General features: G+C 73.5%; 18 protein-coding genes. 9 read left to right on the top strand and 9 right to left on the bottom strand.

The annotated features are described in order from the left end of the window. Window positions 1–40: 40 nt before the first annotated feature. The gene (locus ACQEVM_RS25060; RefSeq protein WP_433082604.1) at window positions 41–646 is read right to left on the bottom strand and encodes a TetR/AcrR family transcriptional regulator; all 606 of its coding nucleotides are present in this window, start codon (window positions 644–646) and stop codon (window positions 41–43) included. A gap of 156 nt (window positions 647–802) precedes the next feature. On the opposite strand from ACQEVM_RS25060, the gene ACQEVM_RS25055 reads away from it, so the two are divergent. The 3 genes from ACQEVM_RS25055 to ACQEVM_RS25045 are packed head-to-tail and all read left to right on the top strand — an operon-like array spanning window position 803 to window position 4,529. Further along, on the top strand, window positions 803–2,299 hold the full coding sequence (locus ACQEVM_RS25055) for a purine-cytosine permease family protein (RefSeq protein WP_433082602.1): 1,497 nt from the start codon (window positions 803–805) through the stop codon (window positions 2,297–2,299). A gap of 44 nt (window positions 2,300–2,343) precedes the next feature. Next, window positions 2,344–4,077 (top strand): amidohydrolase, encoded by a 1,734-nt coding sequence (locus ACQEVM_RS25050; protein ID WP_433082600.1) that lies wholly within the window; start codon window positions 2,344–2,346, stop codon window positions 4,075–4,077. Window positions 4,078–4,118: 41 nt separating this feature from the next. Beyond that, the gene (locus ACQEVM_RS25045; protein ID WP_433082598.1) at window positions 4,119–4,529 is read left to right on the top strand and encodes a hypothetical protein; all 411 of its coding nucleotides are present in this window, start codon (window positions 4,119–4,121) and stop codon (window positions 4,527–4,529) included. 37 nt (window positions 4,530–4,566) lie between these two features. Here ACQEVM_RS25045 and ACQEVM_RS25040 read toward each other — a convergent pair whose 3' ends face one another. Further along, on the bottom strand, window positions 4,567–5,670 hold the full coding sequence (locus tag ACQEVM_RS25040) for a DUF3533 domain-containing protein (protein WP_433082596.1): 1,104 nt from the start codon (window positions 5,668–5,670) through the stop codon (window positions 4,567–4,569). Between the two features lie 169 nt (window positions 5,671–5,839). Here ACQEVM_RS25040 and ACQEVM_RS25035 point away from each other — a divergent pair, with 169 nt between their 5' ends. Then, window positions 5,840–9,430 carry a DNA polymerase III subunit alpha gene (locus tag ACQEVM_RS25035; RefSeq protein WP_433082594.1) on the top strand — a complete coding sequence of 1,197 codons (3,591 nt, stop codon included), beginning with the start codon at window positions 5,840–5,842 and terminating at the stop codon, window positions 9,428–9,430. Continuing rightward, on the top strand, window positions 9,427–10,470 hold the full coding sequence (locus ACQEVM_RS25030) for a DNA polymerase Y family protein (RefSeq protein WP_433079732.1): 1,044 nt from the start codon (window positions 9,427–9,429) through the stop codon (window positions 10,468–10,470). Before ACQEVM_RS25035 ends, ACQEVM_RS25030 begins: the two co-directional genes overlap by 4 nt. 33 nt (window positions 10,471–10,503) lie before the next feature. Here ACQEVM_RS25030 and ACQEVM_RS25025 read toward each other — a convergent pair whose 3' ends face one another. Continuing rightward, the gene (locus ACQEVM_RS25025; RefSeq protein ID WP_433079730.1) at window positions 10,504–11,601 is read right to left on the bottom strand and encodes an acyl-CoA dehydrogenase family protein; all 1,098 of its coding nucleotides are present in this window, start codon (window positions 11,599–11,601) and stop codon (window positions 10,504–10,506) included. Window positions 11,602–11,778: 177 nt separating this feature from the next. Between ACQEVM_RS25025 and ACQEVM_RS25020 the strand changes: the two genes are divergently transcribed. Then, window positions 11,779–12,642, top strand: a complete 864-nt coding sequence (locus ACQEVM_RS25020; RefSeq protein WP_433079728.1) for an esterase/lipase family protein — start codon at window positions 11,779–11,781, stop codon at window positions 12,640–12,642. 52 nt (window positions 12,643–12,694) lie between these two features. On the opposite strand, the gene ACQEVM_RS25015 is transcribed toward ACQEVM_RS25020, so the two are convergent. The 3 genes from ACQEVM_RS25015 to ACQEVM_RS25005 all read right to left on the bottom strand — a co-directional run bounded on the left by ACQEVM_RS25015 (window position 12,695) and on the right by ACQEVM_RS25005 (window position 15,603). After that, window positions 12,695–13,852 carry a lytic polysaccharide monooxygenase auxiliary activity family 9 protein gene (locus ACQEVM_RS25015; protein ID WP_433082592.1) on the bottom strand — a complete coding sequence of 386 codons (1,158 nt, stop codon included), beginning with the start codon at window positions 13,850–13,852 and terminating at the stop codon, window positions 12,695–12,697. Between the two features lie 324 nt (window positions 13,853–14,176). Next, entirely contained in the window at window positions 14,177–14,659 is a 483-nt protein-coding gene (locus ACQEVM_RS25010) for a DUF402 domain-containing protein (protein WP_433079724.1), read from the bottom strand. Further along, window positions 14,656–15,603: an N-acetyltransferase family protein gene (locus tag ACQEVM_RS25005; protein ID WP_433082590.1), complete on the bottom strand. Its 948-nt coding sequence runs from the start codon at window positions 15,601–15,603 to the stop codon at window positions 14,656–14,658. Before ACQEVM_RS25005 ends, ACQEVM_RS25010 begins: the two co-directional genes overlap by 4 nt. A 71-nt stretch (window positions 15,604–15,674) precedes the next feature. Between ACQEVM_RS25005 and ACQEVM_RS25000 the strand changes: the two genes are divergently transcribed. Beyond that, window positions 15,675–16,067: a GntR family transcriptional regulator gene (locus ACQEVM_RS25000; RefSeq protein ID WP_433082588.1), complete on the top strand. Its 393-nt coding sequence runs from the start codon at window positions 15,675–15,677 to the stop codon at window positions 16,065–16,067. 34 nt (window positions 16,068–16,101) lie between these two features. Here ACQEVM_RS25000 and ACQEVM_RS24995 read toward each other — a convergent pair whose 3' ends face one another. Both ACQEVM_RS24995 and ACQEVM_RS24990 read right to left on the bottom strand, forming a co-directional pair. Beyond that, entirely contained in the window at window positions 16,102–16,644 is a 543-nt protein-coding gene (locus ACQEVM_RS24995; RefSeq protein ID WP_433082586.1) for an FABP family protein, read from the bottom strand. A gap of 125 nt (window positions 16,645–16,769) precedes the next feature. Beyond that, window positions 16,770–17,867, bottom strand: coding sequence for a DUF5925 domain-containing protein (locus tag ACQEVM_RS24990; RefSeq protein WP_384616353.1), 1,098 nt, complete (start codon window positions 17,865–17,867; stop codon window positions 16,770–16,772). A 199-nt stretch (window positions 17,868–18,066) separates the two neighbouring features. Here ACQEVM_RS24990 and ACQEVM_RS24985 point away from each other — a divergent pair, with 199 nt between their 5' ends. Then, window positions 18,067–18,879: an SGNH/GDSL hydrolase family protein gene (locus ACQEVM_RS24985; protein ID WP_433082584.1), complete on the top strand. Its 813-nt coding sequence runs from the start codon at window positions 18,067–18,069 to the stop codon at window positions 18,877–18,879. A gap of 12 nt (window positions 18,880–18,891) precedes the next feature. On the opposite strand, the gene ACQEVM_RS24980 is transcribed toward ACQEVM_RS24985, so the two are convergent. After that, on the bottom strand, window positions 18,892–20,556 hold the full coding sequence (locus ACQEVM_RS24980) for a serine/threonine-protein kinase (protein ID WP_433082582.1): 1,665 nt from the start codon (window positions 20,554–20,556) through the stop codon (window positions 18,892–18,894). A 282-nt stretch (window positions 20,557–20,838) separates the two neighbouring features. On the opposite strand from ACQEVM_RS24980, the gene ACQEVM_RS24975 reads away from it, so the two are divergent. Next, window positions 20,839–21,108, top strand: a complete 270-nt coding sequence (locus ACQEVM_RS24975; RefSeq protein ID WP_433082580.1) for a hypothetical protein — start codon at window positions 20,839–20,841, stop codon at window positions 21,106–21,108. Window positions 21,109–21,214: the final 106 nt, after the last annotated feature.

Here is a 21,214-nt window from a genome sequence, read left to right as displayed (position 1 = left end):
GCGTCGGGTCGAAAAGGAGTTCCTGCTCGCGCGGGATCTTTCAGAGGTGCGGGATCAGCAGGGCCGCCGCCGAGCGGGCCCGCTCCAGGGCCACGTCCCGCTCCGCGCCGCGCTGACCGAGGACCACGCGGGTGCTCAGTCCGTCCAGCAGCGCGAGCAGCTCCGAGGCGCGGGCCGGCACGTCCAGGTCGGCGGCGAACCGCCCCTGCCGCACCCCCTTGTCCAGCAGGGTCTCCAGGTCCCGCTGCCAGCCGTCGTCGATCTCCTGCTGGGCGGCCTGGAGGGGCTCGTTGGAGGGCGTGCGGGCCCACAGTTCGATCCACAGCGTCCAGCGCGGATCCCGGGGGCCGCGGGGCAGGTACAGCTCCACGAACAGGGCCAGTTTGCGGTGGGCGGTGACCCGGCGGCCCAGCAGTTCGGTCCGCTCGACGGTCAGCTGCGTCTCGCTCCAGCGCAGCGCCTCCAGCAGCAGCCGGTCCTTGCTGCCGAAGTAGTACAGGATGTGGCCTCCGCTGGTGCCGAGCCGCTCGGCCAGCGCCGACATGGTGAGCGTCGCCAGCCCGTCCTCGGCAATCGCCGTCATGGCCTCTTCCAGCATCCGCTCCTGGGCGACCTGCCCGTCGCGCCGCCGCGCCGCTCCCGCCACCGGTCCCGCCTTCCTGATCTTGCCTGGTCGGACCTTATCCCGGACGGGGTCTTGACGTGGCCCCCGGAGGCGGCGCATCTTGAATGTCATTCAAGAAGTTAGAACGCCATTCAAGGTCCTGGAGGGCCGAGAGTGCCAAGGTCAGGGGTACGGCGGATGACACAGCAGGAGACGAGCCGGTCGTGGACGAGACGGCAGGAGACGAGCCGGCCGGAGACGGCGGCCGACGTCGACGAGGTCTTCGAGGACGAGATCTTCGAGGACGAAGTCTTCAAGGACGAGGTCTTCAAGGACGAGGTCTTCAAGGTCGAGACGCACGGCATCGACCCCATCCCGGACGCCGAGCGCCACGGCGGCGCCAAGGACCTCTTCTGGCTCTGGTTCGGATCGAACCTGACCTTCACCTACGTGATCAACGGCGCCCTCGCCGTGGCATTCGGCCTCTCCTTCTGGCAGGCCACCCTGGTGGTCGTGCTCAGCGGCCTCTCCTTCTTCGCCGTCAGCGCCGCCGGACTCAGCGGCATCCGCACCGGCACCGCCACCCTGGTGATCTCCCGCGCCGCCTTCGGGGTGCGCGGCAACTTCCCCGCCGGCGTCCTCAACTGGGTGGTGAGCATCGGCTACACCATCGTCAACACCGTGGTCGGCACCCTGGCGCTGGAGGTGTTCCTCGCCGAGATCGGCCTCGGCCAGGGCACGGCGATCCGGGCCCTGGCACTCGGCGTCACCCTCGCGCTGACCTTCGCCGTCGCCATGTGGGGCCACGCCACCGTGCAGTTCGCCGAGCGCTGGATGGCGTACGTCCTCGCCGTCGGCTTCGGCGCGCTGCTCGTCTTCGTGCTGCCCGGCGCCGACACCTCCGCGCCCGCCGCCGCCCCCGGGCTGTCCGGCTGGAGCCTGGCCTTCGTCGTCATGCTGGCCGGCCCCTTCTCGTACCTGCCGATGCCCGCCGACTACACCCGCTACCTGCCCCGGACCACCTCGCTGAGGTCGATCACCTGGATGGGGGCGTCGGGAGGGTTCCTCTCCTCCGTGGCCCTCGGCGTCGCGGGCGTGGCGGCCGCCACCCAGACCGACATGACCGACGCCGTCGCGGGCGCCGAGAGCCTGCTGCCGGGCTGGTTCCAGACCGTGTTCCTGGCGCTCGTGCTCGGCGGCTCCGTCACCAACTCGATCATCACCCTCTACTCCTCCAGCCTGAACCTCCAGGTCCTCGGCATCCCGTGGAGCCGCTCCCGGGCCATCGTGATCAGCGCCGCCGTGACCGCCGTCGGCTCGCTCGCCGCGCTCTTCCTCACCGACTTCACCACCTCCCTGCTCTCCTTCCTCTCCCTGCTGATCATCGTGTTCGCGCCCTGGGGCGGGGTCTTCCTCGCCGACATGCTGCTGCGCCGCTGCCGGTACGACTCCGACGCCCTGCACGCCGGGAGCGCGGGCGCCTACTGGTACCGGGCCGGCTATCACCCCGCGGGCATGACCGCCCTGCTCGCAGGCATGCTCTTCGCCGCCCTGACCTGCGACTCCGAGCTTTGGACCGGCCCCCTCGTGGCCCCCCTCGGCGGCGCCGACCTCACCCTTCTCGGCTCGGTCGTCTCCGGACTCGTCTATTGGGCCCTGGTCCGGCGCGCACCCGCCGACACCCCGGCCGCCTGACCCTCCGTACACATCCCCCTCAGCTGCCACAGGAGCACCACCGCATGTCACACCCCATCGCCGCCGACCTGCTGCTCACCGGGGCCCGGATCCACACCGTGGACCCGGACCTGCCCGAGGCCGAGGCCCTCGCCGTCCACGACGGCACCATCGTCTGGGTGGGCCCGGACGCCGAGGCCGAGGCCTGGGCCGGACCCGACACCGAGCGCATCGACGCGGGCGGGCGGCTGGTGCTGCCCGGCTTCATCGACGCCCACAACCACGTACGGCTCGGCTCCGACGACGCGTGCGTACAACTCGCCGGGGTCCGCACGCTCGACGCGATCCTCGACCGGATCGGGGAGTGGCGCGAGGCCCACCCGGACGCGGAGTGGATCGAGGCCGAGGCCTTCGACTACTCCGCCATCCCCGGCGGCCGGATGCCGACCGCCGCCGACCTGGACCCGGTCACCGGCGACACCCCCGCGATCGTGCTCTCGTACGACGTCCACACGGCCTGGCTGAACACCGCCGCCCTGCGTCGCCTCGGCGTCTCCCGGGACCGCGTCGACCTGCCCTTCGGCACCGCCGCCGTCGATCCCGCCACGGGCGAACCCACCGGCTTCGTCAAGGACTTCGCGATCAAGGGGCTCTCCCGCGACGGGCACCGGGCGTTGCGCGAGCTGGGCGTGCCGTGGGCCTCCCCGGACCGCCAGTACGGGCGGCTCGCCAAGAGCCTCGACGACGCGATCCGCTTCGGCATCACCACGGTGGTGGAGCCGCAGAACTCCCTGGACGACCTGGAACTCTTCGAACGGGCCCGCGCGGAAGGGCGGCTGAGGTCCCGGATCGTCGCGGCCCTCTTCCATCCGCGCGGCACGGGCGACGAGGAACTCGACCTCTTCGCCGCCTGCGCCCGGACGTACTCCGGGGACCGCCTGCGGGTGGGCCCGTTGAAGCTGTACATCGACGACGTCGTGGAGCCGCGCACGGCCGCGCTGCTGGAGCCGTACACGGGATGCGGGGCCCACCGGGGCGAGACCTTCTACCCGGCCGAGGAGTTCGCGGAGCTGTTGGCCGGGCTGGATGCCCGCGGCTTCCAGTGCTTCGTGCACGCCACGGGCGACCGGGGCATCCGTACCGTCCTCGACGCCGTCGAGCACGCCCGGGCGGTCAACGGGCCGCGCGACGCCCGCCACCAGGTGGTGCACGTGGAATGCCTGGACCCCCAGGACGTGTCGCGCTTCGCCGAACTCGGCGTGGTGGCCTGCATGCAGCCCCGGCACTGCGCGCCGGAGATCGCCGGACCGGGCCAGGACTGGGCGGAGAACGTGGGTGAGGGGCGCTGGCACAAGGCGTGGCCGATGCGCAGCCTGCACGAGGCGGGCGCGGTGCTGGCCTTCTCCAGCGACTGGAACGTCGCCGAGATGGACCCGATGATCGGCATCTACACGGCGGTGACGCGCCGGCCGCTGGACGGCGGCGACCCGTGGCAGCCGGGCGAGACGGTGGACGTGGCCACCGCCGTGCACGGCTACACGATGGGCTCGGCGTACGCCAACTTCCTCGACACCGAGCGCGGCTCCCTGACGGTGGGCAAGGCGGCGGACTTCGTGGTGCTGTCCCGGAACATCCTTCAGATCCCGGCGGAGTCCATCCCCGGGACCGTCGCGCGGACCGTCGTGGTGGCGGGGGAGGTCGTCCACACCGCCCAGGACGTCCCGGCCGAGGGCCGGGCCGTGTCGTTCGAGGGTCGTGTCGTGTCGCTCGAAGATCAGGACGTGTCGCTCGACGCCTAGGCTGTGCCGATCGGAGTCGGTCGGGAGGCGGGGGCGCGGGCATGTTCGTCGATCTGGTGGGGTCGGCCGTCGGTGCGGCGGCGGGTCTGGGAGTGGTCCACCTGGCGCGTCGCCGGCTGGCCGCGCACCGGGCCGCCGGGGTGGCCGCGGGAGTGCGGACCGCCCTCTCCTGCCGGGTCGAATGGCGCGAGGGGCTGGGCCGCTCGGGCCTCGTGTACGGGACGCTGAGCACGGGCCCGACCGGCGTTCCGGTCTTCAAGCGGCCCGCCCGCCGGGCGGTGGAACTGCCCGGCGGGGGCCGTGCGACCCGCCGGTCCTCCTGGCGGCCCGGCATGCGGATGGTCGAGTACCGGGCGCCCGACGGGGACCGGATCGGGTTCCTCGTCCACGACACCGACGTCGACCTCGTGGCCCGATTCCTGCGCGTCCCGGACCCGGCCGACTACTTCTGAGCGCCGCCGTCGGGGCGCGCGCGGGCCGTCGGGCCGGTCACCGGCCCGAGGCGCTCCCGGCGGGCGCGGGGTCCTGCGGGGCGTCGTCGATGCCGCTGCCCACCGCGGGCCCGGCCTTCCCCTTGTGGAACATCGCGCAGGCCAGGGTCACGGCAGAGCCGAGCAGCGCCCAGCCGGCCAGCACCAGCATGGGGCCGCCCGCGCCGTTGCCACGGAAGTACGCGATCGAGCGGGCGGCGTACGTGCCGGCGCCCGGCGGCAGGGCCGGTCCGATGGTCCTCCAGAACGGCGGCAGCAGCGGGTACGGGTAGGCGCCGCCCGCGCTCGGGTTGCCGAGGACCACCACCAGGAGGATGGCCAGGCCGATGCCGACCACGCCCGCCAGTCCCTGGAGGGCCAGGGTGAGCGCGCCGACGGCGAAGACGACCAGGGCGCCCAGGCCCCACAGGGCCGTGACGCTTCCGGACAGCGCTCCCAGGACGGGACCGGCGATGACCGCGCCCAGCAGCCCGGCGACGATCGAGTACAGGAGCAGGACGCCCAGCCGGATGACGGCGCGGGCGGAGTTCGCGGGCCGGGCGCCGGCGCTGATCGCGAGGATCGCGGCGCACAGGTAGCCGCCCACGCACCAGCCGACGACCAGGTAGAAGGAGCTCAGGCCGCGGGCGTCGCCCCGGGCGGCCGGGGCCACGTCGCGGAACCGCACGTTGCGCCCGGCGGCCTTCTCGGCGCGGCCGACGACCTCCTCGACGGCCTGCGAGAGGGAGGCCCCGGCGCCGCTCGCGACCAGCAGTTCGTCGGTCTTGCCGCTCGGGTCGACGATCAGCGCGCCGTCCACCTCCCGGTCCCGGACCCGCGCGAGCGCCGTGTCCGCGTCCTTGACCGCGTGGGCGTCGAGCGGTGTGCCGGGCAGGGTGTCGAGCTGCTGTGCGTACCGGTCGGCGACCCCTTGCGCGGGAGCGGCCACGGCGAGGGGGATCTCGCTGGGCACGGGGTGGTGGAAGGCGCCGATGTACGAGGTGATGAAGGCGAGTTGGAGGGCCAGCACCCCCAGGACCAGCAGGGCGGCCCGGGCGGTCACGGCGTCCTTGATCTCGGCGAGGAAGCCGCCGGGCGGACCTGTGGAGGTGGTCTGGGTCATGCCTCACACGCTCGGCGTATCGGGGGAGGGGCGCAGCAGGGGCGGGCCGAACGGATGACGCGGAAACCGGTCCCGCGGGCCCGCCCGGCGCCGGGTGGGACGGGTCTCCCGGACGGGGTCCCCACCCAGCGATCGAACAACTGTTTCGCACGCGTATTCGAATTGCTCTATGGTGGAGAGGGGAGGTCGAAGGAGTGTCGGGGGTATCGAGCGAAGCAGGAGGCCGCGGGTGCCTGGTTTTACGCATCTGCACACCGTTTCGGGGTTCTCCGCACGCTACGGAGGCTCACACCCGGAACGGCTCGCGGAACGCGCCGCGGAGCGGGGCATGGACGCCCTCGCCCTCACCGACCGCGACACCCTCGCGGGCGCGGTGCGCTTCGCGAAGGCCGCCGCGGGGGCCGGGGTCCGGCCCCTGTTCGGAGTGAACCTCGCGGTCGCCCCCGCCGCCGACGCGTCGCCGTCCGGCGCCGGGTTCCCCGGGGGCGCGGGGTCCGGCGGGGGCGGTACGTCCCACGCCGAGGCCTCCTTCCGCCGCCGCACCCCCGTCCGGGGCGGCGCCTTCGTCGACGAGTCCGCCGCCCGGGCCGTCTTCCTCGCCCGGGACGGAGCCGCCGGCTGGGCCGAGCTCTGCCGGCTGGTCACCGCCGCCCACGCGGGCGCCCCCGAGGTCCCGCTGGTGACCTGGGACGCCCTGCGCGAGGCGCTCGGCTCCTTCGGGCTGAGCGGCGTGTTCGTCCTGCTCGGCCCCGACTCCGAGGTCGGCCGGGCGCTGGCCGCCGGCCGCCCCGACCGGGCCGCGCGGCTGCTCGCGCCCTGGCGGGAGCTGTACGGGGACGCGCTGCGCCTGGAGGCCGTCCACCACGGCCGCGCCGGCGCCGACGTCGACACGGGCCCCGGTTCGCTGCGCCTCGCCGCGCGCACGGTCGGCTTCGCCGTCGAGCAGGGCGTCCCGGCCGTGGTCACCAACGCCGTCCGCTACGCCGACCCAGGCCAGGGCCCGGTCGCCGACGTCCTCGACGCGGCCCGCCGACTGGTTCCCGTGGACCCCCGCAAACGCCTGGACAGCGGCGAACGCTGGCTCAAGGACCCCGCCGCCATGGCCGAGGTCGCCGACCGGATCGCCCGGGCGGCCGGCCTGCGCCCCACCGACGCGCGCCGGCTGCTCGGCGAGACCCGGCGCACCGCCGACGCCTGCGCCGTGGACCCCGAGGACGACCTGGGCATCGGCTCCGTGCACTTCCCCGAGGCCCGGCTCGTCGGCGCCGGCCACCGCACCGCCCAGCGGGTGCTCGCCTCCCGGGCCTCCGCCGGCATGGTGCTCCGCGGGTACGCGGACGACCACACGTACTGGGACCGGATGCACCGGGAACTCGACGTCATCGCCTACCACGGCTTCGCCTCGTACTTCCTGACGGTCGCCCAGGTGGTCGACGACGTAAGGGACATGGGCATCCGGGTGGCCGCCCGGGGCTCCGGCGCCGGGTCCCTCGTCAACCACCTCCTGGGGATCGCGCACGCCGACCCCGTCGCGAACGGCCTGCTGATGGAGCGCTTCCTGTCCAAGCGCCGCCACGTCCTGCCCGACATCGACATCGACGTGGAGTCCGCCCGCCGGCTGGACGTCTACCGGCGGATCATCGACCGGTTCGGCGCCGAACGCGTCGCCACCGTGTCCATGCCCGAGACCTACCGGGTCCGGCACGCCATCCGCGACGTCGGCGCCGCCCTGTCCATGGACCCGGCCGCCGTCGACCGACTCGCCAAGGCCTTCCCGCACATCCGGGCCCGCGACGCCCGCACGGCCCTCGCCGAACTCCCCGAACTGCGCGACGTGCGGGGGGAGTCGTACGGCCGGCTCTGGGAGCTGGTCGAGGCGCTGGACGCACTGCCGCGCGGGGTGGCCATGCACCCGTGCGGGGTGCTGCTGTCCGACGCCTCGCTGCTCGCCCGCACCCCGGTCGTCCCGAGCGGCGGCGAGGGCTTCCCGATGTCCCAGTTCGACAAGGACGACGTGGAGGAACTGGGACTCCTCAAGCTGGACGTGCTCGGCGTGCGGATGCAGTCGGCGATGGCCCACGCCGTCGCCGAACTCCGGCGCGCCACCGGCGAGGAACTCGACCTGGACGACCCCGCGCAGGTCCCGCCGGGCGACCCGGCCACGTACGAGCTGATCCGCTCGGCCGAGACGCTGGGCTGCTTCCAGATCGAGTCCCCGGGCCAGCGGGACCTGGTGGGGCGGCTCCAGCCGGCCACCTTCCAGGACCTGGTCGTCGACATCTCCCTCTTCCGCCCGGGGCCGGTGGCCGCCGACATGGTGCGGCCCTTCATCGAGGCCCGGCACGGCCGCGCCCCGGCGCGCTTCCCGCACCCGGACCTGGCGGACGCGCTCCGCGAGACGTACGGGGTGGTGGTCTTCCACGAGCAGATCATCGAGATCGTGCACGTCATGACCGACTGCGGTCGGGACGAGGCGGACCGGGTGCGGCGCGGACTGTCCGACCCGCAGTCGCAGGGCCGGATCAAGGTCTGGTTCGCGGCGACGGCGAGCGCGCGCGGCTACTCGGCCGAGGTGATCGCCCGGACCTGGGAGATCGTGGAGGCCTTCGGTTCGTACGGGTTCTGCAAGGCGCACGCGGTGGCCTTCGCCGTGCCCACCTACCAGTCGGCCTGGCTCAAGGCCCACCACCCGGCTGCCTTCTACGCCGGGCTGCTCACCCACGACCCGGGGATGTACCCGAAGCGGTTGCTGCTGGCCGACGCCCGGCGGCGGGGCGTGCCCGTGCTGCCGTTGGACGTGAACCGGTCGGCGGTCGCCCACCGTATCGAACTGGTGTCCGATCAGCGGTGGGGGCTCCGGCTTGCCCTCGCCGACGTCCACGGCATCGGCGGGGCCGAGGCGGCCCGGATCGAGGCCGGACAGCCCTACGCCTCGCTGCGCGACTTCTGGGACCGGGCCCACCCGGGCCGCCCCGTGGCCGAACGACTCGCCCAGGTCGGGGCGTTGGACGCCTTCGGCGCGAACCGCCGTGACCTCCTGCTGCACTTGACCGAACTGCACGGGGCGCAGCGAGCCACCGGCGCCCGGGCGAACACCCAACTCCCCTTGGAAGGAGGCCGGTCCACCGCATCCGTCGGTCTGCCCGACCTGACCGACGGCGAACGCCTCAGCGCCGAACTCGGCATCCTCGGCATGGACGCCTCGCGTCACCTCATGGGCGACCACCAGGCCTTCCTGACCGAACTCGGCGTGGTCCCGGCCGCCCGGCTCCGCGACGTCGAACACGGGCGGACGGTACTGGTCGCCGGCGCCAAGGCGGCCACCCAGACCCCGCCGATCCGATCCGGGAAGCGGGTCATCTTCACCACCCTCGACGACGGCACCGGACTGGTCGACCTGGCCTTCTTCGACGACAGCCACGAGACCTGCGCCCACACCGTCTTCCACTCCTTCCTGCTGCTGGTCCGAGGCGTCGTGCAGCGACGCGGCCCACAGAGCCTGAGCATCGTCGGAGCGGCCGCCTGGAACCTGTCCGAACTGGTCGAACTGCGCGGGGAGGAAGGCCTGGAGGCGGTCACCGCCCGACTGTCCGAACCGGCCCGTGAGCGCGCCCCCCGGCCGGACGGCGAACCGGACGGCCGCCGCATCCACCTGGCGAACGGCTACGAGATGAACCCGTGGGCCGACCTCCGGCCGCCCGGCGAGGGCGCCGCGACCGGCCGCAAGCTGTGGCACTCCAGCCCGGGGAGCGCGGGATGAGCGCGATCCTGCACGTACGGTGCGCCCCGACGCTCACCGGCGAGGGCTACCGGGAGGTCCTGGAACTGCTGCGGGAGTTCTCCCCGCTCGTCCAGGCCCTGCCGCCCCGCGCCGCCCTGGTCCAGGCGCGGGGAGCCCAGCGGTACTTCGGCATCGAGGCCGCCCGGATCGCCGAGGTGGTCCGCCTGCGCGCGGTGGCCCGGCTGGGCACGGACGTACGGATCGGGGTCGCCGCGACCTGGGCCCTCGCGGCCATGGCCTCCGCCCGGATCCCGGGCCCCGGCGGGGTCCTGGCCGTCCCCGACGACCCGGACGCGGTGGCCGGCTTCCTCGGGCCGCTGCCGGTGGAGGCGCTGTACGGGCTCGGCCCCCGACAGGCCGAGGCGCTGCGCGGGTACGGACTGCACACCGTGGGGGCCCTCACCCGGGTACCGCCCGGTGTCGTCGAACGGATCCTGGGCAAGCGGACCGGCCGGCTGGTCGCCGAGCGCGCCCGGGGCGTCGACCCGCGCCCGGTGACACCCCGGGACCTGCCCTCCTCGGCCGCCGTCAGGAGCGGGTTCACCCGGGAGGAACTGGACGGCCCGCACGCCAGGGCCACCCTGCTCGCCCTGGTCGTCCGGCTCGGCGCGCTCCTTCGAGGGCGCCGGCAGGCGGCCCGCTCCCTGTCCCTGACCCTGCGCTTCGCGGGCGGCACCCGCTGGGAGAAGACCCGGCGGCTCGCGGAACCCTCCGCGCACGACGAGGACCTGCGCACCGCGGCGTACCGGCTGATGGACGCGGCGGGCCTGCAACGGGCCCGGCTGACCGGGATGGTGCTGAGGGCCGAGGACCTGACCGGCGCCGAGCGGGTGGCCCGGCAGATCTCCCTGGACCCGGTACGGGAATCCCGGCTGACGGTGGAGGCGGCCGTCGACCGGGCCAACGCCCGCTTCGGCGCGGGCACGGTCCGCCCGGCGGCCACCTTCGGGGCGGGCGCGATCCGGCATCCCGCCGCGGACGCGATCCGGCATCCCGCCGGCCTCGGCAGGGCCTCGTGACCCGGCGGGCCCCGACGGTGCCCGGCCGGTGGATCAGGGGCCGTCCACCATCAGCCGGGCCACCTCGCGCTTGAGCCCGCCGGTCTGGGCCTGGATCAGGTGGAACTGGGCCTCCCGCGAGAGCCGACCCGCCGTGTTGCCGTACTGGACCGCGCGCCCGCCGGCCACCGCGACGCAGGCCGCGGCGGCCCGTACGGCCAGGTCCAGGCTCTCGGCCCGCAGCCGCAGCCGGTCCGCGGGCCGTTCCCCGGGCGGGAGCTCGTCCCGCAGCGCGTACGCCTCGGCGCGCAGCCCGGCCGCCCGGTCCGCGATCCGCAGCCCGAGGTCCTCGTACCCCTCGAAGCCGAGCAGGAAATCCGCGGTGGCGCGCAACTGCCCGAAGACGGCGGGCTGGGCATCGGCGTTCTCCAGGTCGTACGCCCGCACCCAGTCGGCCCGCGGTTCCCGGACCACCACCTCGGCGTCCGGCACGAACACGTCCCGGACCTCGACGGCCGCCGTGCGCGTGCCCCGCATCGCCCACAGCGGAGCCGACGGCGCCGACGCCAGCCCGGCCCCCGGGGCGCAGTCCACCGGCGCGAACAGCACCTCGTCCCGTGACGTGAGGGCTCCCAGGTACACCACGTCGGCCAGCCCCCAGCCCGTCATCCACGGCACCCGCCCCGACAGCCGCCACCCACCCGACTCCCGCTCCGCGGTGACGGGCGGTCGCGGATGGCGCAGGAAGGCGAACCCGGCCGTGGCCCGCCGGTCGCCGCGCGCCAGGGCGGGCAACCAGGTCTCCCCGAGCGCGGCGTCACCACCGTGCAACAGCCCCTTGGCCAGGGCGTGGTGCTGCGTCCACACGAACCACGTCGACGGGTCGGCGGCGGCCAGCAGCTCGTGCACCTCCCGCGTCACCCGCCGCGCGGTGACCCCGCTCGCGGGATCCGGTTCGTATGCGATCAGCCCGTAGGCGCCACACGCCGCGAGCGCGTCGAGGTGCGAACGCGGCACCCCCGCCTCGGCGGTCTCCTCCACGCACGGGCTCAACACGCGCACCGCGATCTCGGTGACGGCGGCGACCAACGGATCGACCGCCAGGTCGGGCGGGGTGGCCAGTGCGGTTCCGGCGCCGGGGACCGTTTCCATGCGGGTCATTCTTCTGGTGCGGGGCCGGCGGGAGCCTCGACACGCGAGTTTTTACCGACGCGTAACTTCCAAGTCTTGCTACTCGCCCGTAATTTAACGGCAGCAGCCCCCCTTGTGATCCGGATCACGGGACGAACCCCCACGCCCTTTCCCCTTGACCCGCAAGGAGATCACACGATGCTGCCCTGGAGACGACTGCTCCGCCCGCTGGCCGTCCTCGCCCTCACCACCGCCGCGCTCGTCGCCCCCACCACCCCCGCCGCGCAGGCCGCGTCGGCGCCCGGCAGCGGCTGGAACAACTGGTCCTGCCGGCCGACGGCCGCGCACCCCCGCCCCGTCGTCCTCGTCCACGGCACCCTGGGCAACTCCGTCGACAACTGGCTGGGCTTCGCCCCGTACCTCGTCAACCGCGGCTACTGCGTCTACTCCCTCGACTACGGGCAACTCCCCGGCGTGCCCTTCTTCCACGGACTCGGTCCCATCGAGAAGTCCGCCGCCCAACTCGACGCGTTCGTCACCAAGGTGCTCGCCGCCACCGGAGCCGCCAAGACCGACATCGTCGGCCACTCCCAGGGCGGCATGATGCCGCGCCACTACCTGAAGTTCCTGGGCGGCGCCGCCAAGGTCAACGCCCTCGTCGGATTCGCCCCCGACAACCACGGCACCACCCTGAGCGGGCTGACCCGACTGCTCCCGTACTTCCCCGGCGCCGAAGACCTGATCAGCTCCGCGACCCCCGGCCTGGCCGACCAGATCACCGGATCGGCCTTCATCACCCGCCTCAACGAGGGCGGGGACACCGTTCCCGGGGTGAAGTACACCGTCATCGCGACCCGGTACGACGAGGTGGTCACCCCGTACCGCAGCGGATTCCTCGACGGACCGAACGTGCGCAACGTCGTCCTCCAGGACCTCTGCGCCCTGGACATCTCCGAGCACGTGACCATCGCCCTGACCGACCGCATCGCCTGGCACGAGGCGCTCAACGCCCTCGACCCGACACACGCCGAACGGACCACCTGCGCCTCGGTCTTCGAGTGACGAGGCGCGGGCGGTCCGTCCGGACGGCCTGACGAGGCTTTGACGACAGGGCCTAGCGGCCGTGGCGGCCCGCGGCGCTCCGGCGGCGGGCCGCCCCGAACAGCACGGCCGCGCCGACGGCCAGGGCGCCGGCCCCGACGATCGCGATCGTCGGGGTGGCGCTGTTGCCGCCCGTCTCCGCGAGGTTGCCACCCTTCGGGGCCACGGGGGCCACGGGGGCCACGGGGGCTTCCGAGGCGAGGAGGGGAGCGGCGGCGTTCCTGGCGTTGGTCTTCGGGTCGTCGTCACCGTGGCCGTGGTGCTCCACCGAGGACTTGACCGCGCCTGCCGCGATCTGCTGGTCCGTGGGCGCCTTGGCCAGGGGGCAGTCCTCGTCGGTGCCGGGCACGCCCGTACCGGGCCTGGTGCCGGGCTTGTCGCCGGGCGCCTTCGACGGCTTGGCGCTCCCACCGGTGCCCGGCTTCGCGCTCGGGCCGGTACCGGTACCGGTACCTGTTCCCGTACCGGTGCTCGGCTTGCCACCGGGCTGCGCGCCGCCGGTGCCGGTGCCCGTGCCGGTGCCCGCGCCGTTGTCCTTGCCGAAGACCACGTCGGAGCAACTGTAGAAGGCCTCCGGGCTGTCCGAGCGCTGCCACACGCTGTAGACGAGGTGGCGGCCGCTCTTCTTCGGGACGGTGCCGGAGAAGACGTAGTCGCCGTTGCTCATGCCCGGGTCGGTGACCTTCACGAACGGCTTCGACTCCAGGTCGGACCACTTCAGCGGCTTCGTCGGGTCGTAGCCGTCCTTGGTCACGTACAGCTCGAAGGACCCCTTGTGCGGGGCGGTGCCCTTGTAGCGGAAGGTGTGCGGGCCGGCGGTCATCGAACCGGCCGGCCAGTCGGCGCGGGGCAGGTCCAGGCCCTTGTACTTGGCGTTGCCCGCCGAGCACAACTGCCCGTCGGGGATCAGGGACTTGCTCTGCCCGGCCGCGTTGGCGATGTTCACCGCGTTCCAGTCGTAGAACGCCTGCGCCCCGCTCGCCGCCACCGCCGCCTTGCAGGCGGCCGACTTCGGGGACTCCGGGCCCTCCGCGTAGCACGCCGCCACCCGGCTCACCGGGTCCGTCATCGAACCGTGGGCGGACGCGGGCACGGTGGCGTACGCGGCCACCGCGAGCGGGGCCAGGCCGACGGCGGCGATTCGGGCGGCGGTACGGCGTGCGTGGCGCATGGATGGAACTCCTCTGGGCAAGGCGGCGGAACGGGCTGAACGCGTCAGGGGCGGGCCGGTGCGAGTCGGCCGGGCCGACGCCGCCCCTCACGGGTCGCGGCGCGGCCCCGGGCTCTCCCCGGCTCGGCCAAGCTAGCCTCCCGAAAGCCCCGTTCGGCCCGGATCCGGCGCCGATCGGAGATCCTTAGGGCGCACTTAAGGCAGGGACAAGCGCCACCTCAGGAACACGCCCGCACAGCCTCGGGAACACGCCCGCACAGCCTCGGGGCACGTCCGTGTGACCTCGCGAACGGGCCCCGGGGCGAGTCGCGAGACCGCGTCCGCTCAGCCGAGGAGCGCGGCCAGACCGGCCGGTGTGCGGGACCGGCGTTCCAGGGCGTCGAGCGCGCGGACCGCCTCGCCGGCGGCCTCCGGGTCGGTCACGGAGAGTCCGCTCGCCTCGAACTCGTCCTCGTCCAGGCGCAGCACCAGGGCCCCGTCCGCCGAGACCCACAGGTCCAGGTCCAGGTCCTCGACCAGGATCTCGCCGTCCCGGACCACGGCCGGGCGGGTGATGTCGCAGTACCAGCCCTTCAGGACGCCCTCGCCCGTGCGGACCTCCTTGACCGCGTACCAGCGCTCGCGCCAGAAGTGCTCGGTGAACACGTCGCCGGGCTCGAAGCGCACGAACCCGAAGTCGCGCACGGTGGCGGCCGCCCAGGGAGCGCGTACGGAGATCCGGTCGCCGGTGTCGGCGAGGAGCTCGGCCGGATAGCGGATCTTGGTGCGGCCCGCCTTGGTGAGGGTGACGTCGACGTGCTCGCTCATCGTGCCGTGGGCTCCAGACGCTTGGTGAAACGGGTCTCGGTGGCGCGGTTCTCGTATCCGAACCAGGAGTTGATCGCGAGCATCGGGCCGTTCCCGGCGTCGTTGCCCGTGAAGGCCTCCGTACAGCCGGCCGCGACCGCCCGGCGCAGGGAATCGATCTTGGCGAGTTTGGCCAGGCCGCGGCCCCGGTGGGCCACCAGGGTCCCGGTCATCCCCGAGGCGTAACGCCCCGTGCCGTCGGTCCGGGCGGCGGTGAACGCGGCCGGCTCGCCGTCGACGAGGACGACCGTGGTCAGCTCCTTGTCGAGCGAGGGGTCGTGCCAGACGCCGCTCAGCCAGTCCTCGTAGTCGTCCAGCTCCACCGGCAGGTCGCCCGGCTCGTCCCGGCTCACCGCCGCGTCGGCCTCGTACAGCGGGCGCGGATCGTCGACGAAGGCGGAACCGGTGCGCAGCTCCACCCCCGGCGGCAGCTCGGCCGGATACGGGGGAAGGGAGGCGGTGGCGAGGTCCAGCCGCAGGAAGTGGGCCGAGCGGCCGGGACGGTAGCCGTGCCGCTCGGCGAAGGCCCGGTGGCCGGGCTCGTCGACGACCCAGGCGTACGTCTCCACCGCGCCCCGCGCGACCAGGTGTTCCTCGGCCGCGCGCAGCAGGGCGGTCCCGGCTCCGAGTCCCCGGTGGTCGGGATGGACGTACGCGTTGACGAAGGACGCGCCCGGCTCGGCACTGTCGTACGCGATTCCGACCTGGGCGGTGGCGACGACCCGACCGTCCGCGGTCTCCGCGAGAAGCAGCCGGTAGCGCTTGGCGGGGTGGGCGGAGGCGAGTTCGTGAGCCACGCCGGCCCCACTGGCGATCATGAACGGGAGCGTGGCACGTCGTACCGCGGCGACGGCCTCGGCGTCCCGGGAGTCGCCCGGGCGCAGGTCACGGATGGTGAGGGTCATGACGAGGACGCTAGGGCGATCGGACCCGGGACGCCTGCGGATTACGAGGGCGATGGGAGAGAATCGGCCGCGTGACCCCGACTTCCTCGCACCTGAAGATCAAGATCGACGCCTCGGCCGGCGCTGCCGCCCCCTACGAGCAACTGCGCGCGCAGATCTCGGAGGGAGCCCGGGCGGGACGGCTGCCCGTGGGGTTCCGACTGCCCACGGTCCGGGCCCTCGCGGAGGAGCTGGGGCTGGCGGCGAACACGGTCGCGAAGGCCTACCGGGCGCTGGAGGCCGACGGTGTCGTCGAGACCCGGGGCCGGGGCGGAACCCTCGTCGCGGCCGCGGACGACTCGGCCTCCCGGGAATCGGCCACCGCCGCGCAGGCGTACGCGGAGCGGGCCCACCGGCTGGGGCTGACCTTCGACGAGGCCACGGCCGCCGCCCTGGACGCCCTGCGGGCCCGGTACGGCAAGTAGGTCCGCCCGGACCATCCTCGGTTCCGGGCCCGCCTCACACCTCGCGGCGTCCCAGTTCGGCCCGGAGGTGGTGTCGCATGGGCTGCCCCATCGCCGCCATCTCCTGCGTGATCGTCAACTCCCCGTCGGCGAGGGAGTACCGGCGCTTCATCCCGGTCACCTCCTTCGCCCGCGGGGTCCGTGCCACGTGATCCGTCTCGATCTCGATCTCCGTACCGGACACACGACCCACGTACGTCTCCACGATCCCGGTCGGGTGGGCCAGCGTGACCTCCAGCGAGGCGTCCGGCATGACCCGCCACCAACCGCTCTCCCGCCCCGAGGGGCGCAGGGGCGCACCGGACTCGTCGATCAGCCAGGCCCGCGACTCGTACCGCAGGAAGGGCCTGCCGTCGTGGCTGAAAGTGATCTCCTGCTCGTACCGGAACCCCTGCTCCAGGGTCGGGTACTCGCCCCGCCCCCGACCGTGCCAACGCCCCAGCAGGGCCAGCACCGGCGCGAGCTGCGGGTGCGGCTCGGGGCCCCCGCCCGGCGTGAGGCTGTCGGGGTACGGATTCTCCTGCGCCGGCTCGGGCACGGGGCACTCTCCTGTTCGGCGGTTCTTCCCGGCGGCGGGCTCGCGCCGACCGACGGGACTGCGGCTACGGGCCATTGTCCCCGGCCCACCACCACGGCAGCGCCGCCGCCCCCACGCGGGTCGGGCTACAGGTACAGCCCCGCCTCGGTCCCGTGCCCCTGCGGGGGCAGCAGCGCGGCCGGGCCGGTGCCCCGCCGGAGGGCGAACAGTTCGGCCAGGGTGGCGCCCTCGCGGGAGACCCCCTCGTCGGTGCCGAGCCAGTCCACGGCCTCGCGGTGCGTCAGCCGGCCGACCTCGATGCGGGCCAGGCAGCGGCCCGGCCGGACCACCGCCGGGTGGAGCCGCTCCAGGTCCTCGTTGGTCGTGACGCCGACCAGGACGTTGCGGCCCTGACCCAGCAGGCCGTCCGTCAGGTTCAGCAGCCGGGACAACGCCTGCCCGGCCTGGTGCCGGGCCTCGCCGCGGATCAGCTCGTCGCAGTCCTCCAGCAACAGCAGCCGCCAGCGACCCTTCGCCGTGCCCTCGTCCTCGCCGATCGCGATGTCCATCAGGTAGCCCACGTCGTTGAACAGCCGCTCCGGGTCCAGGACGCAGTCGACCTGGCACCAGTCCCGCCACGAGCGCGCCAGCGTCCGCAGAGCCGAGGTCTTCCCGGTACCGGGCGGCCCGTGCAGCAACAGCAGTCGGCCCGCGATGTCGTCGGGGGTGACCTTCATCAACCGGTCCATCGCCCCGGCCACCGGCGCGGTGTAGTTCGAGCGCACCTCGGGCCAGGTGCCGGCGGCGATCTGCCGGGTCGTGCGGTACGGCCCGCGGCGCGGGGAGACGTACCAGAACCCCATCGTGACGTTCTCCGGCTGGGGTTCGGGCTCGTCCTGGGCCCCGTCCGTGGCCTCCCCGAGCACGCGGGTGGCGAGTTCGTCACTGACGGCCGTCACCGTCACGTCCGCGCCGCGACTCCAACGCGACACGAGCATGGTCCACCCCTCGCCCTCCGCGAGGGTGGCGCTGCGGTCGGTGTCGCGAGCCGAGCGCAGCACCTTCGCCCCGGCCGGCAGGAGGGTCGCTTCGACCTTCACTCGTTCGATGGAAACGCTCTGGGAGTAAGGCTGCTCGCCGGAGGCGAACCGGCCGAGGAACAGGGCGTCGACGACATCGGACGGTGAGTCGCTGTCGTCTACGTTGAGCCTGATCGGCAGGGCCTCGTGCGGGTTGGCTGGCATGGCGCCCATGATCCGGCACGAACTGACCCCGTGCACCCGTGTTTCGCCGGAACGGGTGCTCAAGTTCCCTCTTCAAACGCATGGGGAGTGAAGATTCCGGCGCAAGCCTGCCCCGAACATTCTTGGCATGGCCACTTCCAGAAGTGGGCGGCTGCTTGTACCACGGACTCAGGAGTAACCCCCACAAGGAGCCGCACACATGAGCAAGAGAATGTCGCGCTTCGCCGTCCTCACCTCCTCCCTGTTACTCGCCGCGGGCGCCGCCCTGTTCGGCGCGGGCCAGGCGGCCGCCTCCGCCCGGGCCGACTTCGGCTACGTCGCGCTCGGCGACTCGTACTCGTCCGGCGTCGGCGCCGGCAACTACGACGGTTCGAGCGGCAACTGCAAGCGCACCAACCGCGCCTATCCGGCTCTCTGGGCCGCCGCCCACTCCCCGCAGACCTTCTCCTTCGTCGCCTGCTCCGGTGCCCGGACGGGCGACGTCCTCGCCAACCAACTGGGCCCGCTGAACTCCGGCACCGACCTCGTCAGCATCACCATCGGCGGCAACGACGCCGGTTTCTCCGATGTCATGACGACCTGTGTGCTCCAGTCGGAGTCCACCTGCGTCAACCGCGTCAACCAGGCCAAGGCCTACGTCGACTCCACCCTGCCGGGCAAGCTCGACCAGGTCTACGACGCCGTCTCCGGCCGATCCCCGGGCGCCCACGTGGTCGTCCTCGGCTATCCCCGCTTCTACAAGCTGAACGGATCCTGCGTCAGCGGCCTCACCGAGGGCGAACGCGCCGCCATCAACGGCGCGGCCGACTACCTCAACGCCGCCGTCGCCAAGCGCGCCGCCGACCACGGCTTCACCTACGCCTCGGTCGCCGGTGCCTTCACGGGCCACGAGATCTGCTCCGGCAGCCCGTGGCTGCACAGCGTCAACTGGACCAACATCGGGGAGTCCTACCACCCGACCGCGTCCGGCCAGTCGGGCGGCTACCTGCCGTCCTTCGCCTCCAAGGCCTGACCCGGGCCCCGTTCAGAGCGTGACCCCCGGGCTCGGCGCCGGCGGCGTCGGGCCCGGGGAACCCGGTGAAGCAGAAGGGCCGGGGGAGGAGGCCCCGCCCGTCGGGGTCTCCTTCTCGCAGGTCACGGAGAACTCCAGCCACGGCGAGGTCACCCGCGCGGGGCCCCGCACCTCCAGCCGGACCGCGTCGTCGAGGGTCGCGCCGGCGCGATGACCCGCCTCGGCGTGGTCGACCTGTCGGGTGGCCGCACCGTCCGCCTCGTACGAGAGGTCCTGCCAGCGGGCCTCCGGCCCGTCGCCCGATCCGCCCCGGGTCACCCAGCGGTACTCCAACTCGGTGGGAACGCGCGCCACCTCCACGGTGCCCGTGAAGGCGGGCGCGTCGACGGGGGCCGGCGGGCAACTCCCCGCGTAGCGCCCGCGGAGCGTGTGGACGTACACCGTGACCTTCTGCGCGGGCGCGCCGGCGCTCGCCGACGCCGAGGTGGATGCGGAACCAGAGGGGGAAGGGGAAACCGGGGCGGATGGCGACGGCGTGGACCGCGTGGCCGCGGGACCCGAACCGCCGGCCCCGGCCGCGGGAGCCCCGGTCGTGTCCCCGTCGTCCTTCCACAGCAGCCAACCCAGCACGACCAAGGCCAGGACCAACACCACGATCCCCACCGTCAGCACCGTCCCGGCCCGCCCCTGGGGCGGCGTCGGTCCCGATGGGGAGAGGACCGTCGGCGTCGCGCCCCGGGGCCCCGCGTCCCGATCGTCCCCGTCCCCGTGCCCGGCCGCCGCAACCGGCCCCGACGACGACCCCGACATCGGCCCCGACACCGGTCCGCCGGCGGCCCGTGCCGTGCCGCCCGCGCCGATGATCCGCAGCATCCGGGACGCCTCCGCCGCCGACAGCCGCTCGGCGGGGTCCTTCCGCAACAGCCCCTCCAGCACGGGCTCCAACGCACCGGCCCGGCGCGCCGGGGGCAACTCCCCGTCCACCACCGCCTGCAGCGTGGACAACGGGGTGTCGCGCCGGAACGGCGAGGTCCCCTCGACGGCCGTGTACAGCAGCACACCGAGCGACCACAGGTCCGACGCGGGACCCGGCTCGCGGCCCAGCGCCCGCTCCGGGGCCAGGAACTCGGGGGAGCCCACCACCTCGCCGGTCATGGTGATGGCCGAGGAACCCTCCAGGCTCGCGATGCCGAAGTCGCCCAGCACCACCCGCCCGTCGTTGGCGATCAGCACGTTGGCGGGCTTGACGTCCCGGTGCAGGACCCCCGACTCGTGCGCGGAGCGCAGCGCGGCCAGTACCTGCTCGCCGATGTGCGCGGCCCGCTGCGGGGGCATGGGTCCCTCGCCCTCCAGCACCTCGGCCAGGGACAGTCCGCGGATCAGCTCCATGACGATCCAGGGCCGGCCGCCCTCGCTCGCCACGTCGTACACGGTGACGACCCCGCGATGGGAGACCCGGGCCGCCGCCCAGGCCTCGCGCTCCATCCGCCGGTACAAACGCTGCACCTCGGCGGTGTCCAGTCCGGCGGGTGCCCGCACCTCCTTGACGGCGACCTCGCGTCCCAGCACCTCGTCGCGCGCCCGCCAGACGATCCCCATGCCGCCGCGACCCAGGGGGCCCAGCAACCGGTACCGGTCGGCGATGACACGCCCGTCCTCACCCGCATTCCCACTCATCCGAGCCCCCCGAACGTGTTACCGGACGATCACTCCAAGTTAGCGCAGTGTGCGCCGTGTGGCCCCTGTCACGACAGGACTCCCCGTATGAACCGCCATGGCTTCCGAGGGGGCGCCAATTCCGCCCATTCGGTGCGGAGAGTGACGATTGACTCCGGTGAGTAATCGTCAACTCCCCGTAGGTATAGGGGTAATTCACACCACCGGGATACCCGGGCGCGACGCGGGGGCGATAGGGTTAACCTGCCCGGGCCGGGTGCCCTCGTACGGGTGGGGAGAGACATGGAACAGATAGCAATGCGCAGCAGGCCGCCTCGCGTGCCTGCCATCACTTGCGGGAGCAGCGCGACCAGCTCGCGCCTCGACCGCCATCTCGCCGTGCTGGGCGGTCCCGCCGTCCCGCACCACGAGACCGCCGAGGCGACGATGCTGATGCGCGAGCTCACCGCCCGCGATCACACGCACGTCCAGCGGAGCCGGAGCGCGCGCGTCGCGCTGTTCGCGCCGCTGCGTCGCCTGCGTCGCACGCTCTTCGGCAGCCGCCGCTCGTAACTGCCCTCAGAACGCGGCCGGTTGCCCCGGCTGCGCCCACCCGGCCCCGTACGTGTTCGCGGTGTCACCGGTGTCGTCGGTCTTGTCGACGTCATCGGTGTTCTTC

The organism is Streptomyces sp. CA-243310 (genome assembly GCF_050936775.1).
Classification (GTDB): domain Bacteria; phylum Actinomycetota; class Actinomycetes; order Streptomycetales; family Streptomycetaceae; genus Streptomyces.
This window is presented reverse-complemented; position numbering and strand designations above follow the sequence as displayed.